Source organism: Salinimicrobium xinjiangense DSM 19287 (assembly GCF_000423585.1).
GTDB lineage: Bacteria > Bacteroidota > Bacteroidia > Flavobacteriales > Flavobacteriaceae > Salinimicrobium > Salinimicrobium xinjiangense.
In genome coordinates, this window is sequence record NZ_AUIG01000025.1 from 1 (window position 1) to 14,583 (window position 14,583).

Below are 14,583 nucleotides of genomic sequence, written 5' to 3' on the forward strand. Positions count from 1 at the left end.
AGCTTCAGAATGGAGTCAGATGCATGGAATCGACTTCCAATATATCCAGCCAGGAAAACCTACACAGAATGCTTTCATTGAACGATTCAATGGAAGTTATAGAAGAGGAGTTTTAAATAAATACATTTTTGAAGATCTGGATCAGGTACGAGAACAAACACAGGTATGGATCGATGATTACAATAATCAAAGACCTCACGATGCATTAGGAAAAATGGCTCCAATAGAATATGCAGAATATAATTCTCTATTAGCGACTACAGATAAAACCAAAAACAATAATTTTATATCATCAAGCAGTTCTAATTAGGGGAAGCTTACAAAATGAATATAAAGCGACTTACCGTCTTAAAGATTCAACTCTAACTTTGGGAAATCGAATTTATTTAATTATTAAGCTGGAGAAAGAGGGACTGATTTACAAAGAAAAGGATGATTTTTTCGACACACATTATCATTACAAGAAACTGGAATAAAGACGTGTGCTAACAACGTATAAAAACAATGCTTAAGACCATCTTGAATCGAAACCCCGTGCTCGCTAGCTCAGAGGATTGTCCTGCGGACAATCACGCTCGCCAGCCCGCACAGTTTTTATACGGGACGTTAGCCACAAGCAAAAAAACCAAAACCAAATTGGATTACGTAATAATTTTATAATTTTGTACGTAAAATAAAATTGTTATGGATAAAAAACTCACATTAAGTCTCGATAAAACGATTATCGATAATGCTAAAAATTATGCTAAATCAAATAATATTAGTTTATCTAAACTCATCGAATCATATCTGACGACACTTACCAAAAGAAAAAGTAATTCAGCAGAAATAACACCGCTTGTTGAAAGTTTGAGCGGAGTGATATCACTTGATAAGGATTTTGATGTCAAAGATGCGTATGCTGACTATTTGATAGAGAAATACAAATGAGCAGGTTACTAATTGACACAAATATCGTCATAGATTTACTTGCAAAGAGAGATGAGTTCTATGATGAGGCTGCCGAACTATTTTCTCGTGCGGACAAAAAGGAACTGGAACTTACAATTTCCTCTTTGACATTTGCCAACACAAATTATATTCTTACAAAACTTAAATCTTCAAAAGAAGCGAGAGAAATCTTGAGAAAATTTAAAGTGCTTGTTGAATTATTGAGTTTAGATGATAAAATAATGGAATTAGCATTAAGTGATGACAATTTTCCAGATTTTGAGGACGGACTTCAGTACTATTCTGCGATCGAAAATCAAATAGATATAATCATAACACGAAACAAAAAAGACTTTAAGAACTCAAAAATTCCTGTTTTAACCGCGAAAGAATTCTTAGCTCGGAAATAATGCCAGTGGCTAACAACGGTTAACACATGCGGAATACCTCTCAAAAATGGCATTTTTGAGTACCATTATAAAACTGTCATTAACTGACAAATTCAAGTCTCCAAGCCGCAACTGGCGTTATTCGGGACGTTGGCAACAAGCCGATAACCACTCCTATTGAATCTGTTCTTCTCAATATTAAATTGATTATATTAGTCTTATGAAAATAAAGGATAGCGTTCGAGCCAAATTATTAGAATTTACCACATTGTGTAGGTTATACAATGTGAAAAATCTGTATGCCTTTGGATCAGCTACTACAGATCAGTTTGACGAAAATACAAGTGATATTGATTTACTGATTGAAATCGATGAAAATGATCCTTTAGAACGAGGAGAAAAATTATTAGCCGTTTGGGACAAATTGGAAGAATTTTTTCAGAGAAAAGTGGATCTACTTACTCAAACTTCTGTGAAGAACCCAATATTGAGAAAAAATATAGACGCTACAAAAGTTCTAATATATGATGGAAAAAAGCAAGAAATATCTGTCTGATATAATAATGGCTATTGATTTAATCCAAAATTTTGTAGCTGATACACCCGATTTTGATTCTTACCAAAACGACTTAAAAACCCAAAGCGCAATAGAAAGACAACTTGCAATAACAGGTGAAGCACTTAACAAACTCAAGCAACTGGAGCCTGATTTACTAATTCAGAATGATAGACAAGTTATTGGGTTTAGAAACAGACTTATACACGCCTATGATAGTATTGACAATGCAATAGTCTGGGTAATAATTAAAAGACACTTACCTGAATTACAAAAGGAAATTCAGAATCTATCCGAGTAAAAAGGCCAGTTGCCAACAACGGTAACACAAATGCGGCTGACCCGTCAAAATGGCATTTTTGAATACCTTTAAAAATAGAAATTAAAAGATCAATTTCGTTCCCCAACTCCGCACTTGCGTTATTCGGGACGTTAGTCAAAATTGAATTAAAAAATAAAATAATCAAATGATAAAACAAATATATTTATTAATTAAGAGTATAAAATATAAACCGCTTAATCGTTATCCTTTAGGGCATTTTTATTCTCCTATCATATCTAAAAATGACTTTTTAGAACTAGAAGATCAAACATGGCAAGAAGCTGAGAGTAAAACATTATCTGGAGTTAATTTGAATCCTGAAAAACAAATTTCTCTATTAAATAAATTTGAGAAATATTATGATGAAATGCCCTTTGAAGAGGAAGCATCTTCTGACAAAAGATACTATTTCAATAATAATTCCTATGGATATACTGATGGTATTATGCTCTATTCATTTATTAGGCATTTTAATCCTAAAAAGGTTATAGAAATTGGTTCAGGATTCTCATCGGCCTTAATGCTTGATACAAAAGAAATTTTTAAAATGGGTACAAGCTATACTTTTATTGAACCCTACCCTAAATTACTGTTAAGCCTTTTAAAAGATTATGATGAAAATTCGTGTAAAGTTTTTAATACTAAGGTTCAAAAAATACCTATTGAAGTGTTTTGTGAATTAGAAGAAAATGACATTTTATTTATTGATAGCAGTCATGTATCAAAAGCAGGTAGTGACGTAAATTTTGAACTATTTAAAATTTTACCCAACCTAAAATCAGGTGTAATAATTCACTTTCATGATGTTTTTTATCCTTTTGAATATCCAAAAGAATGGATTCTAAGAGGCCGAAATTGGAATGAGGATTACCTTTTAAGAGCGTTTTTAAGTTATAATAGCGAATTTGAAATATTGCTTTTTTCGCAATATGTTCATAGACACTTTAAAGATGCATTTAAAAACATGCCACTAACTTATAAAAATACTGGCGGGAATCTGTGGATAAGAAAAAAATAACTTCTGCCAACAATGGCTATAAGTAATTGCTTTTTCTTGCTTACTTCTGAAAATGCCGGTGGCATTTTCAGTTTGGTGGGTATTTGCAAAGTTATGTTCCTACGTACGTAACTATACATAGCCGGGACCGTTGTGGCCTATTGAAGGTGATTCCCTTTTATTGAAAAAAGTAATCTCAGCTTTGACAATATCAAATGATGGTGTACCCCCCTATGAAAATACTCCTAAGATTTTAATTTTGAATACCTTGGTTACCAGAAAAAAATCTATCTATGAATGAATTCTGGGAATCTGTCTATAAAAGTAATGAAATAATGTGGGGAGAGCAGCCTGCTGACAACGCACGCACGGTACTTGAATTAATGCAGAAAAATAATATAATAAGCATATTAATTCCAGGCTTTGGATATGGACGAAATGCAAAGGTGTTTTACGATAAAGGGATTGAGGTAACCGGAATTGAAATATCTAAAACAGCGATTGCAAGGGCCCGAAAATATTTTGGAAGTAATGTAATAATTCATCACGGTTCTGTTACTGCCATGCCATTTGATAAGATCCAATATCAGTCAATCTACTGTTATTCACTTATTCATCTATTGAACAAGGCCCAAAGAATTAAATTAATTGACGCCTGTTATTCTCAATTAATGCAAAATGGAATAATGGTTTTTGTGGCTTTATCTATAAACGACAAGCGATTTGGTTTGGGAGAAGAAATAGAAAAAAACACCTTCCATTCCCCACAAGGACTAAACCTTTACTTTTATGATGCAGCGTCCATTAAAGGAGAGTTTAGCCCTTACAATATGATAGAGGCGAAAGAAATTAACGAACCTCAAGAAGATCCAACTGAAAAACATTGGATGGTTGTATGTGTGAAATAATTGTCTATTAAAGGTTCCTCATAAAGACATATAAGTCCAAAGAGCACTTCTTTAAGTTCCTTTAAAATAATAACTAAAAATAATAATTCTACTGCCCGATAATTACTTTTTCTGGGTGCATAGTATTCCAACAGCAACCACCGCCATTCCCACTCCGTCCATTAGTTTTATCTGATCCCCGAATGCCAGCCAGGCCATGAACATGGTCACCGGGGGTCCCAGGTAAAACAGACTGGCCACCCTCGTAGCATCCAGCCGCTCTATCAATCGCCACATCAAATAGTAGGCTCCCAGGGAAACAGCCAGAATGAGCCAAACCATGGCATAAATAAATTCCGGCACCCACTCAGTAGTCAGATCTTCTATAAAAATAGCTGGTAAAGCTAAAGCAAGCGCAGTTGCAAGGCCTTGATAAAAAAGAGTCAGATCGAGGGGTAGTTTAGCTTCTCCCTTTCCAATTTCCATTTTTCGCTGGATCAAAGTAGCGATAGTGATCGCTGTAACAGAACCCAACGGAATGAGGTACCCAAATATTGAGCCTGAACTGCTAAAGTCTATCCGGAAAGCCACCGTTAGCACCACTCCGATAAATCCCAACACCAAACCCAGCCATTGGTACAAACCTGTTTCTTCCCCGGTCACATACCCGGAAAGAGCACCGGTTGCCATAGGTTGTAAAGCTACGATTAGAGCCACTATCCCCGCCGGTACATCTTTATCCAGCGCCAGGAGGACGCAGGTGAGCCACACCCCGTGTGCTAAAAAACCTATCAGCATATTCAGCGATGCCACCTTCCAACCTACCCATTTGAAGCGTTTCCTGACTAATAAGTACAAGGCCAGCAAAATGATTACAGCGAGATACCTCCAGAATATAAGAGTATATGGACCTGTATGAGGTAGTCCGTACTCGGCTCCTATAAAACCGGAATTCCAAAGGATTACAAAGCCCGCAATCAAGAAAATGGTCTCTCTTTTCATTAGTGTGGATAGGCGTTGAAAAAAGCTATACGGCATCTAATGTCCTGTACATTTTCTTCCCAATAGTTCTTTCATTTCAAAAAAAGGCCTGCATCAGTAGCACTAGAAAATACTAAAATAAAAGACCTGAGATGACTTAATTGTTACCGTCCTCACAAAATTATTTCAGGGTTTTTAAAAAAATCAGTTAAAGTTGAATTAAAGCTCCTGTTCAAGACAAGATACTAAAACAAAGGAGTTTTTGGATCACCAGGATTTGAGGAAAAAGGAGCTTGAAATATATTCGGTCTGTAGACATGAAGTTCATATTCCGGTTACCTGTATTAAAAAAACAACAGCTCAGGATTAAAGTTTATTCTGTGCCTGAGGCTCATTTCCTGTGCCCAAAAAATAGAATTACCTGGAACACAAGGTTAAATTTCATTAATAACACCTAACAGGCTCCATAACTGTTTATTCTGTTTAATTTTTAGTAATTTTATAAAGCCACCTCATCGCCGGGGTTTTAATCTAATTTGCAGTTTTTTTTGCTCTCACCCTGCATTAATATTTGTTCATTGATTCCTCTATTTTAATGATAAAGTCTTTAGTAGTAAGTATTCTTTTAATATCCTCTGTTAAGGGGTTTTCGCAGCTAAATGACAGTCTGGGGGAACCTTTGGTGCCCGTTGAAAAGATCGAACTTCTTAAGAATATTAATTTCACCTTCGATATGCGCATGGAGTTTCAGGCATATAAATTCAGGGGAGGCGACAATTATTATAACGGGGTTCAATTTAAGAATGGTTTTACAGCCCTTGGAATTTCCGGAAAGCTGCACGAAAAGGTTAATTTTCGTTTTAGAAACCGATTTAACAAAGGCGGCGATGTGCAAACTCTTGACAATTTAGGCAGCAATATTGAACTGGCTTACATCGATATCCAGGTGGATCCCTCCCTCAATTTGATCCTCGGAAAAATGAGTCCGTTTTACGGCGGATATGAATATGAGTTCAGCCCGTTGTACGTCTTGGAATACAATGATATTTACAACAATGCACTGGCATTTGTTACAGGAGCCGGGATTACCTATCAACCCTGGCAGGATCATCAATTTGGATTGCAGGTCCTAAACTCGCGAACCATGCATTATGAAGATCTATACGGTGATATTGTTGCTGAAAATATTCAGGAACCGGACTGGCCGGTAGCAGTTGTTGGAAACTGGCGTGGAAGCTTTTTTGACCAAAAACTCCAAACCATTTACAGCATGAGTTACTCCAATGAGGTAAAAAACAGGGGTACATACTTTTTTACCTTAGGTCATAAATACCAAAACCGGAATCTTACCCTTATGTATGATTTTCATTACAGTTACGAGGAGGTGGATACAAAAGGAATTATGACTGCTATTCTCGGGGATCGTGTGGCTGAAGATGTGCTCTATGTTGAGAACTGGCTAAGAGCAGAATATAGCTTCAACCCTAAATTTTCAGGATTACTGACTCTTATGACCAGCAGTGCCTATTCAGACTTCAGGACCGATAATGAGCATATTAGCAGGAGCTATGGAATGATCCCAACTTTTTATTACAATCCGTTCAGAACTATGGATATCCGTTTTTTCCTGGCTTACATTGGCCGCTATTATGATTATACAAATTATGCCGTAGAAAATCTGGGTGTTTCAGATTATACAAAAAATGAAATACGGGTTGGCATAATTGCCCCACTTCTATTATTGTAAAAGCAAGCTGCGATTCCTGCAAACTTCGCCGGGTCTGGAGAAAGTCAACAGAGGTGGAACTGGACAGAAACCTTTTAACAGGTTCGGTGTTTTTGTTTTGAGACATTACAAACAAGTTATACAGATGAGAAATTATGTAATTATAGGAGGGTCTTCAGGAATCGGAAAGGAGCTTGTTAATCTACTAAGGAAGAAAGGAGATAATATTTTTGCTACCTATAACAATAATAAAGCTGAAGAAGATTCCGAAAATGTAAAGTATCAAGATTTCGATGTTTTAAATGATACTTTTGATTTGGCTGAACTTCCAGAAGAAATTCATGGCCTGGTCTATTGTCCGGGAAGTATTAATCTTAAACCTTTTCATCGTTTTACAGAAGAGGATTTTATAAATGATTACAAGCTTCAGGTACTGGGAGCAACTAAGATCATAAAAAGCCTCCTGCCTAAACTGAAACAAAGCCAGGATGCCTCCATAGTTCTATTTTCTACAGTGGCTGTAAAACAGGGCTTTAATTTTCATTCGCAGGTGGCTATGTCCAAAGGTGCTATTGAAGGCCTTACAAGGTCACTGGCTGCTGAATTTGCTCCAAAAATAAGAGTGAATGCCATCGCTCCTTCCCTTACAGATACCCCATTGGCAGGAAAGCTGCTCAATACCCCTGAAAAGACTGTTGCCCAGTCAAAATTAAATCCTTTGCAGAGAGTTGGAAAGGCAACAGATATTGCCACCGCTGCTGCATTCTTATTATCTCCTGATTCTTCCTGGATAACAGGTCAAATCTTACACGTCGATGGAGGATTTTCAACAATCAAATAGCCCGGAAAGTACAGTAGATGAACCAGGAACACATTACCCTTCTAAAACTAATTACTTACTAAAGCGACCTTATTTTTTGAAATATTTCCAATATAAGGAGAAGACATTATCACAGGAAAGCATACAAAATAATAATTCAGATTATTACAATCCTGAAATTGAATTGAGCAAATTGATCTTGGCAGATACATTAGGGCTAAAGAATGATGAGGAGTTTAAAATGGTACTTGCAAATTGCATTGCACACAGTAAAATAATGATCCAGTTCTATGAAAATTTCATACTTGAAAACAGAATATTAAATAATTCTATCGAAGCCGAACTGGCAAGATTGAGAAGTTGAGAGAAAAGCCGGAAAATGCTATTTACTTAATGGCCGGCCTTAGGCAGAATGTAAAACTCCTGTTAGTCTTTTTGTAATAAATCTAATTCAGGTTATCTTGCCGGCCTATCAGGAAAAAAGCTATGAAAGACAATAAAGTACTCCCCTATATTAAAAATGTATTGCAAAATATGCCGGCGGACTGGTTGAAATTAACCACCCATCGCCTCGATATCTACAACGAAGAACTGGCCAAAACAGAATTTTTGGAACAGTTTGAACACCTATACAGAGAAACTAAGACTGAAACCTCAGCGCTAAGTGCGCTACCCACTGCTTTCGACTATATCCGGCTAGGTCATCCTTTATCTTCCATCCTGGAATGGGCAATTGCTGAAATAAATGATCTCCAACCTGCGAATGTCATCAGTTTTTCATCCAGAACGATCCCGGTTCTGGCAGTATTGAGAAAGAATTTACTGGAACAGAAGAACACCCGAATCCTGTATTCTGAGAATTTACCGGAATTCTTTGACGCCGAAGTAGTAAGACAGATCTACGGGTACAATTTTGAGTTAAATCAGGTTGAGAATTTAGAAGGCATCAGTGATTTTGACGGGAGTACTATTTTTATTTCTGAAGTAGAAAATTTGGATGAAGCCGACCTTAATTCCGGTGTAGACTTTTACATCAATACTCACCCACAGCTTGGAAGTGTTCTCCTGGTAAATGGTGAAAAGAATGAAGCTTATATTTCCGAAATTCAGCATGTGCGGCGAAGAGAAACTATAGCCATGACACCGGCCAATTCCTATTACGCCCTGCAACAGTTAACAGGTAAATCTTCTTCCGAAGAAAGTAAAACGAATGCCGAAGCCAATAAAACAAACGTGATCCATTCCATCAGGAATATCACCGGCACGACTTCCAATGCCCTGCTTGCGTCTTCGGGACTCTCCATGCAGTACGCGATCATGATGGGTCTGGTTCACGAGGCTCTTGAACGACATAAAGGAAAAGACATCAGATTTATTGTTCCTCCAAATTGTTATGGCGGAACAAATGACCAGGCAAGACGGGTCGCTGCCTGTATCGAAAATGTGGAAGTGGTGGATCTGCCGGTGGATGGTGATAATGATATGGTCCAAAGTATAGATACGGTGCTGGATCAAATTTCAATGGAGGATGCGGTTCCTTACATCATCGCCGAGATCCCTACCAATCCAAGGGTAGAAGTTCCCGATCTCAAGAAGCTAAAAGAGGTTTTAGGGAAAGAACGCAAAACTGCGACCGGGGGAGTTGCTATTGATCCCGTCTTTATCCTGGATCAAACGTTTTGTCCAAATGTACAGTTTGTGAGTGAAGATGGAATACTGTCAAACATTAAAACCATATCATATGTGAGCGGTTCGAAATTTCCAAGTGGCGGAAAATGTACTGCCGGATATTGTGTGACCAATAAGGAAGCTGAGGCCTTACTTGAAAAAATAGAACAGCATCTTGTACTTTGCGATAATGAGGCTACAGCTCTTCAGGTTGAAATACTGGCAGAGCAATTACCCTCAATGAACCAAAGGATCGAAGACGCTTATAAAAACACCCGTGAGTTTGTGAATTTTATAAGGGAGAAGCTACCGGAAGCGAAAATTAACTTTGTTTCAGAAGAATTAGCCCGGGAAGGGTTTACTCCATCTGTTTTCTCCCTCGATCTTCCCACTAAAGGAAATACAGATGAAGAAAAGGAATCTTATAAAAGAGCTCTCAATCAAAAGCTGATCAATATGATGATAACTCAAATTCCCAATGAAAGCAAGTATTGTGTGAGCTATGGGCAACTAAAAGGATGTTACTGGACCATACCTGCAACCTCCACCCAGGGAACCACGAAAGAAGACGATAAGGATTATATAGCAAGAGTATCTGTATCTCCCGATCTAGATCTTGAGCGTCATAAGAAAGTCTTTTCTGAATTTGTTGCGCAAATGTAGCGCAGAGAGAGAACAACCTCATTCACCCGACCTTAGGGTAAGCCTTCAAAAATGGCATTTTTGAAGATTCATCTACATTATACTTTTCAAGGCCGGACGCCGGGAAAACGTGTGGTTTCTACTGCAAAGTTGAATTCCCTGTAGAGCTCAAGCAGGTTCATTGTGGAGGTGATAAGATCCCGGGTTTCGAGTAAAAGTCCAAAGTAAAGTTCAGAATTTTTCGGGCTGCTCTCGGTAGTACGTATCCTCTTGATCTGTTTTTCAATTAGCTCTCCCACATCATTCAGCAATGCCTGTTTCCCGGCCAAAACCACATCTATTCGCGCAAAATCCTGTTGGGCAAAGATATCTTCGATCTCATCAAACAGCGCCTGCATTTTATCATCTACTCTTTTTAGATCCCTTACCTGATTGAATTTGAGATTCTTGTGGTTATTATTTACATGATTATAGCTGTTCCTCGTGATATAACCAATAGATTGTACGATGTCCTGCAGGTAGTCCAGAATAAGGATATAAAATCGATTGGAATCCAGGGAGCCTTCTTCAATGGTTTTGATGAAGTAAAAAACATTCCGTTTAAGTTCATCGATTTCAGATTCCAGCTTTTTAATAGACTTTTTATTCTTTTTCAACTTGCCCTTATCGTAATATCCGAGGTTTTTAACTGTTTTGGAGAACATCTGGTTGACACCGCAAACAATACTGGAGATGTTCTTGGAACTCTCGACCACGATGTCATTGATGGTACTAATATCCTTTCTTCGGAAGGGTTTCGTTTTGGCTTTTTCTTTTTCTTTACGGGAGTGGAGAACAAAACTGCGTGCAATGCTGAAAATTGCAAGGCCTATAAGTACGGTAATAGCGATAATCCCGCCGAAGTAGATAATGGCGCCGAAGATAGCAGCGGCCGAGAAGGCTACAAGTGCAGTAACAAACCACCCCCCTATAACATTAACCACTCCTGCAACTCTATAGACAGCACTTTCCCGGTCCCAGGCCCTGTCTGAAAGGGAAGTTCCCATGGCAACCATAAATGTCACATAAGTTGTGGAAAGCGGAAGCTTGAGACTGGTACCTATCGAGATAAGAATACTGGCTACAACCAGGTTCACAGAAGCTCTAACAAGATCAAAAGCAGGGGTTTCATCATCATCTCTTGAAAAGGCCTTTTGGTTCTGAAACTTTTCTTCAATTTTTCTGCTAATTACGTCGGGAGTAATAGCACCAATGCCATTGCCCAATATTACCGAATATCTTACAATTCCGCGGGAAATAAAATTGGGATCAAATCTTTCTGAAACTTCCCCCTGCCGTGAAAGGTTAACTCCTGTTTTCACAACATTTCTGGCTTTGCTTGAGAACCATAACGTAATTACCATGACAGCTCCTGCTCCAAGCAGCAGGAAAGGTGGTGTTGAAACTTCTCCCTGGAGTCCGCTCATTAGAAATTCTGAAGGTAAAACTCCCGTAGAGGTATAGGCCGATTGCCACAATTCAAAAGATTGCCAGGCTGCAATAGGTACTCCAATAAAGTTCACGAGGTCATTCCCTGCAAAAGCAAGGGCCAGTGAAAAAGTCCCGACCAGAATCACCATTTTTAAGACATTTACCTTGAAGAAACTCATAAGTGCCTGGGAGAAAAGTGTGAAAAGTATGAGGCCGGCACCAATAATAACTAAGGTATTCTCGTCAATATAATTAAGAAAGGCTTCCGGTATAAATGTTACAGAACTTAAGCCCTTCAGCAGTATAAAATATAGAATTGCAGTAAGGGAAACTCCGCCAAAAACAGCACCAGCATACTTCACCTTTTGCTCAAACTGGAAGGAAAAAATAAGGCGCGAAAAATACTGCACCACGGCTCCAATTATAAAAGCCACTACCACTGCCAGAAGTATTCCTATAATTATTTCTGTGGCTTTGGAAGTATTGATATAATTTAAAATATCTACAAAATTACCCGAGTCCTTATAGATCTTGATCGCAGCCATACTTACTGCTGCCCCTAAAAGCTCAAATACTATGGAAACAGTGGTGGAGGTAGGAAGTCCCAAAGAATTAAAAAAGTCGAGCAGGAGAACATCTGTGATCATTACTGCCATGAAGATGATCATGATCTCTTCGAAATAGAACTCCCCAGGGAGGAAGATCCCCTTTCGTGCCACTTCCATGATCCCGCTGGAAAAAACAGCCCCGACTCCTACTCCTATACTGGCAACTATAAGAATGTTGCGCATGGAAAAAGCACGGGAGCCAATGGCCGAACTAAGAAAGTTGATGGCATCATTACTAACTCCTACTACCAGATCTGTAACCGCCAGTGCAAAGAGTGCAACTAACATTACAATGTAAATGTCTTCCATTAAAAGCCACGATTTGGTAATCCAAAATAAGGATTATTTGAAGAATTATGCCTTTCCTGTGATATTTATATTAAAATTAGATGTTTAACAATTCTTTGGAACAAAGGCCTTGAAGATTTTGTATTTTAATAATCAATCACTTAAGTAAAATACTAATAAATAAAATGGAAAGGATATGGCAGTAATGAAAGTATTGGAAATTATGGCAAACTCTTCTGAAAGCTGGGAAGATGCCGTAAAGAATGCAGTTAAAACGGCAGCTAAATCTGTAAAAAATATTAGGTCTGTTTATGTTAAAGACCAAACCGCAAATGTGGAAGGTGACCGCATAACCGACTACCGTGTTATTGTTAAAATAACGTTTGAAGTAGATGCCTGATAAAGGCGCAGTTTAATTAGTTAACAGAACCCTCTTCGGAGGGTTTTTTTCGTTAGGGCAAACATACTCAGGTCCAGGTTTTTAACATATTTTAACGATTTCCTGCCCCTGTATAAGATTTTAAACTTTCACCTTTGCCACAAATTTTGGTTAATGCAAGAAGTATACAATCTCAAAGAAATATCTGAAGAATATCTCGAACAATTTTTAGGTTTTTTGCCAGATCTTTTAGGAGCCATTCTTTGGTTAGTCATTGGATGGTGGCTAATAAAACTTATCATAGGTTATATAAGGAAATTCTTTTCCAACCGGGGACATGATCCTGCACTCACCAAATTTCTGGTCAATCTGGTAAATGGTATCCTGATGGTGCTACTACTTATAAGTGTAGTAGGCATGCTGGGAATTGAAACTACCTCCTTTATTGCCATTTTGGGAGCGGCAGGTCTGGCCATTGGTCTTGCCCTGCAGGGTTCACTTTCGAATTTTGCCGGCGGCGTGCTTATCCTGCTGCTGAAACCTTTTAAACTGGGAGACTGGATCGAGGTTAACGGAATTTCGGGGAGTGTCAAAGACATTTCCATGTTCTACACCAAACTTAATACTTTCGGAAATCAGCTGGCAATCATCCCAAACGGAGAACTCTCTAATGAAAACATCATAAATTACACTGCCGAAGATAAAAGGAGGGACGCCATAACCATTGGGATCTCTTATGAAAGTAACATCAAACTGGCAAAGGACACTCTTATGGAGCTTTTAAAGGAGCAGGAAAACATACTTGAAGATCCTGCACCTGCAGTGGTGGTTACAGAACTGGCAGATAGTTCTGTAAACCTTTCCGTAAGATTCTGGGCGAAAAATGAATTTTTCTGGGACTGTCACTGGTTCACCATAGAAGAAGCAAAAACACGCCTTGAAGCCGCCGGAATTTCAATCCCATTCCCACAACGAGACGTACATTTTTTCAATCACAGTAAAGAGAGTGTTCAGTGATCAGTGATCGGTGGTCAGGAAATTAGAGGTACGAAGGGAGATTTACGAAGTTAGAGGTACGAAGTTAGAGGTACGAAGTTAGAGGTACGAAGTTAGATTTACGAAGTTAGATTTACGAAGGATTATAATCCCTGAAATTTGACTTTTCCAAACCTTTTCTTTTCCCGAATCCCGAATTAACGTTTCCCGATTCCCGTAATCCTGAATCTTGAACCTTGAATCCTGAATTTTGAATCCCCTTATCCCGCCACGAAATCTTTGAGATAGTAGGGCTCAAAATAAGCTACATCCTCAAATTTTTTCTTCTGGAATTTCTCCTCGGCCAGGCCGGTCATTTCTGCTGCCGAAGGTAATTTACCTTGTATAAAAGTGGCATTCGGGTGGTCGCAGATCTGGCTGAATTTCTCCACACCGCTGCCAATAAAAGCTACCGCAGCATTTTCGAGATATTCTGAAAAAGAGTCGGGCGTCAGGATCTCTGCCCTGGTGTCGAAGACCCTTCGATTTTCGGAATTGAATCCGGCAGTATAGACTTCCATCCGCCGGGCGTCCAGAAGTGGGATGATAAAACCTTCTTTTGTCTGCTTTACCTGTAAAGCAAGCGTTTTTAATGTAGGTACAGAAATAAGAGGCAGGTCTAGCGCGAAACAAAGCCCCTTGGCCGCAGAAACTCCGATACGAAGGCCGGTATAGGAACCGGGGCCTTTACTTACCGCAATAGCAGAAAGGTCCTTCGGTTCAAGGTCGTTCTCCTTTAGGATCTCCTGTATGAACAGGTGCAGCCTTTCGGCATGAGAATAATTATTGCTGTAGTCTTCTTTTAGAGCCAGCAGTTTCCCTTTGTTTCCTATAGCTACCGAACAATTCGTTGTAGCTGTTTCGATGCATAAAATCACGGCAGCA

General features: G+C 38.6%; 16 protein-coding genes. 13 read left to right on the top strand and 3 right to left on the bottom strand.

The genetic code is table 11. The features are described 5' to 3' along the window. From G564_RS0110305 to G564_RS0110345, 7 genes are all read left to right on the top strand, one after another. On the top strand, positions 1 to 310 hold a 310-nt coding region (locus G564_RS0110305), incomplete at its 5' end, for an integrase core domain-containing protein (protein ID WP_029037598.1). Between the two features lie 374 nt (positions 311 to 684). Next, entirely contained in the window at positions 685 to 930 is a 246-nt protein-coding gene (locus G564_RS0110315; protein WP_029037599.1) for a DUF6364 family protein, read from the top strand. After that, positions 927 to 1,340 (top strand): type II toxin-antitoxin system VapC family toxin, encoded by a 414-nt coding sequence (locus G564_RS0110320; protein WP_029037600.1) that lies wholly within the window; start codon positions 927 to 929, stop codon positions 1,338 to 1,340. The genes G564_RS0110315 and G564_RS0110320 overlap by 4 nt, the downstream gene beginning before the upstream one ends. A 199-nt stretch (positions 1,341 to 1,539) precedes the next feature. Then, the gene (locus tag G564_RS0110325; protein ID WP_029037601.1) at positions 1,540 to 1,875 is read left to right on the top strand and encodes a nucleotidyltransferase family protein; all 336 of its coding nucleotides are present in this window, start codon (positions 1,540 to 1,542) and stop codon (positions 1,873 to 1,875) included. Further along, positions 1,844 to 2,176 carry a HepT-like ribonuclease domain-containing protein gene (locus G564_RS0110330; protein ID WP_029037602.1) on the top strand — a complete coding sequence of 111 codons (333 nt, stop codon included), beginning with the start codon at positions 1,844 to 1,846 and terminating at the stop codon, positions 2,174 to 2,176. Before G564_RS0110325 ends, G564_RS0110330 begins: the two co-directional genes overlap by 32 nt. 166 nt (positions 2,177 to 2,342) lie before the next feature. Beyond that, entirely contained in the window at positions 2,343 to 3,215 is an 873-nt protein-coding gene (locus G564_RS0110335; RefSeq protein WP_037373840.1) for a class I SAM-dependent methyltransferase, read from the top strand. 272 nt (positions 3,216 to 3,487) lie between these two features. Beyond that, positions 3,488 to 4,102, top strand: a complete 615-nt coding sequence (locus tag G564_RS0110345) for a class I SAM-dependent methyltransferase (RefSeq protein ID WP_029037604.1) — start codon at positions 3,488 to 3,490, stop codon at positions 4,100 to 4,102. Between the two features lie 102 nt (positions 4,103 to 4,204). Here the strand turns inward: G564_RS0110345 and G564_RS0110350 are convergent, their stop codons facing one another. After that, a complete protein-coding gene (locus tag G564_RS0110350; protein WP_029037605.1) occupies positions 4,205 to 5,083 on the bottom strand; it encodes a DMT family transporter in 879 nt (292 codons plus the stop codon). Positions 5,084 to 5,657: 574 nt separating this feature from the next. Here G564_RS0110350 and G564_RS0110355 point away from each other — a divergent pair. From G564_RS0110355 to G564_RS0110370, 4 genes are all read left to right on the top strand, one after another. After that, positions 5,658 to 6,809 (top strand): porin, encoded by a 1,152-nt coding sequence (locus G564_RS0110355; protein ID WP_029037606.1) that lies wholly within the window; start codon positions 5,658 to 5,660, stop codon positions 6,807 to 6,809. 124 nt (positions 6,810 to 6,933) lie between these two features. Continuing rightward, on the top strand, positions 6,934 to 7,629 hold the full coding sequence (locus G564_RS0110360; RefSeq protein ID WP_029037607.1) for an SDR family NAD(P)-dependent oxidoreductase: 696 nt from the start codon (positions 6,934 to 6,936) through the stop codon (positions 7,627 to 7,629). Continuing rightward, a complete protein-coding gene (locus G564_RS0110365) occupies positions 7,604 to 7,972 on the top strand; it encodes a hypothetical protein (RefSeq protein WP_029037608.1) in 369 nt (122 codons plus the stop codon). Before G564_RS0110360 ends, G564_RS0110365 begins: the two co-directional genes overlap by 26 nt. A gap of 122 nt (positions 7,973 to 8,094) precedes the next feature. After that, a complete protein-coding gene (locus G564_RS0110370) occupies positions 8,095 to 9,939 on the top strand; it encodes a PLP-dependent transferase (protein ID WP_029037609.1) in 1,845 nt (614 codons plus the stop codon). An 86-nt stretch (positions 9,940 to 10,025) separates the two neighbouring features. On the opposite strand, the gene G564_RS0110375 is transcribed toward G564_RS0110370, so the two are convergent. Beyond that, positions 10,026 to 12,305: an inorganic phosphate transporter gene (locus G564_RS0110375; RefSeq protein WP_029037610.1), complete on the bottom strand. Its 2,280-nt coding sequence runs from the start codon at positions 12,303 to 12,305 to the stop codon at positions 10,026 to 10,028. 175 nt (positions 12,306 to 12,480) lie between these two features. On the opposite strand from G564_RS0110375, the gene G564_RS0110380 reads away from it, so the two are divergent. Next, a complete protein-coding gene (locus G564_RS0110380) occupies positions 12,481 to 12,684 on the top strand; it encodes a dodecin family protein (RefSeq protein ID WP_029037611.1) in 204 nt (67 codons plus the stop codon). 153 nt (positions 12,685 to 12,837) lie between these two features. After that, positions 12,838 to 13,680 carry a mechanosensitive ion channel family protein gene (locus G564_RS0110385; RefSeq protein ID WP_029037612.1) on the top strand — a complete coding sequence of 281 codons (843 nt, stop codon included), beginning with the start codon at positions 12,838 to 12,840 and terminating at the stop codon, positions 13,678 to 13,680. A 239-nt stretch (positions 13,681 to 13,919) separates the two neighbouring features. Here G564_RS0110385 and tsaB read toward each other — a convergent pair whose 3' ends face one another. Beyond that, complete coding sequence (tsaB, locus tag G564_RS0110390; RefSeq protein WP_245583683.1) at positions 13,920 to 14,576, bottom strand: tRNA (adenosine(37)-N6)-threonylcarbamoyltransferase complex dimerization subunit type 1 TsaB; 657 nt, start codon at positions 14,574 to 14,576, stop codon at positions 13,920 to 13,922. Positions 14,577 to 14,583 lie beyond the last annotated feature (7 nt).

Excerpts from the sequence above, each read along its gene's own strand:
- G564_RS0110370 (WP_029037609.1), top strand. The coding sequence starts at position 8,095 with ATGAAAGACAATAAAGTACTCCCCTATATTAAAAATGTATTGCAAAAT.
- G564_RS0110355 (WP_029037606.1), top strand. The coding sequence starts at position 5,658 with ATGATAAAGTCTTTAGTAGTAAGTATTCTTTTAATATCCTCTGTTAAG.
- G564_RS0110325 (WP_029037601.1), top strand. The coding sequence starts at position 1,540 with ATGAAAATAAAGGATAGCGTTCGAGCCAAATTATTAGAATTTACCACA.
- G564_RS0110375 (WP_029037610.1), bottom strand. The coding sequence starts at position 12,305 with ATGGAAGACATTTACATTGTAATGTTAGTTGCACTCTTTGCACTGGCG.
- G564_RS0110335 (WP_037373840.1), top strand. The coding sequence starts at position 2,343 with ATGATAAAACAAATATATTTATTAATTAAGAGTATAAAATATAAACCG.
- G564_RS0110345 (WP_029037604.1), top strand. The coding sequence starts at position 3,488 with ATGAATGAATTCTGGGAATCTGTCTATAAAAGTAATGAAATAATGTGG.
- G564_RS0110315 (WP_029037599.1), top strand. The coding sequence starts at position 685 with ATGGATAAAAAACTCACATTAAGTCTCGATAAAACGATTATCGATAAT.
- G564_RS0110350 (WP_029037605.1), bottom strand. The coding sequence starts at position 5,083 with ATGAAAAGAGAGACCATTTTCTTGATTGCGGGCTTTGTAATCCTTTGG.
- G564_RS0110330 (WP_029037602.1), top strand. The coding sequence starts at position 1,844 with ATGATGGAAAAAAGCAAGAAATATCTGTCTGATATAATAATGGCTATT.
- G564_RS0110320 (WP_029037600.1), top strand. The coding sequence starts at position 927 with ATGAGCAGGTTACTAATTGACACAAATATCGTCATAGATTTACTTGCA.
- G564_RS0110385 (WP_029037612.1), top strand. The coding sequence starts at position 12,838 with ATGCAAGAAGTATACAATCTCAAAGAAATATCTGAAGAATATCTCGAA.
- G564_RS0110380 (WP_029037611.1), top strand. The coding sequence starts at position 12,481 with ATGGCAGTAATGAAAGTATTGGAAATTATGGCAAACTCTTCTGAAAGC.
- G564_RS0110360 (WP_029037607.1), top strand. The coding sequence starts at position 6,934 with ATGAGAAATTATGTAATTATAGGAGGGTCTTCAGGAATCGGAAAGGAG.
- G564_RS0110365 (WP_029037608.1), top strand. The coding sequence starts at position 7,604 with ATGGAGGATTTTCAACAATCAAATAGCCCGGAAAGTACAGTAGATGAA.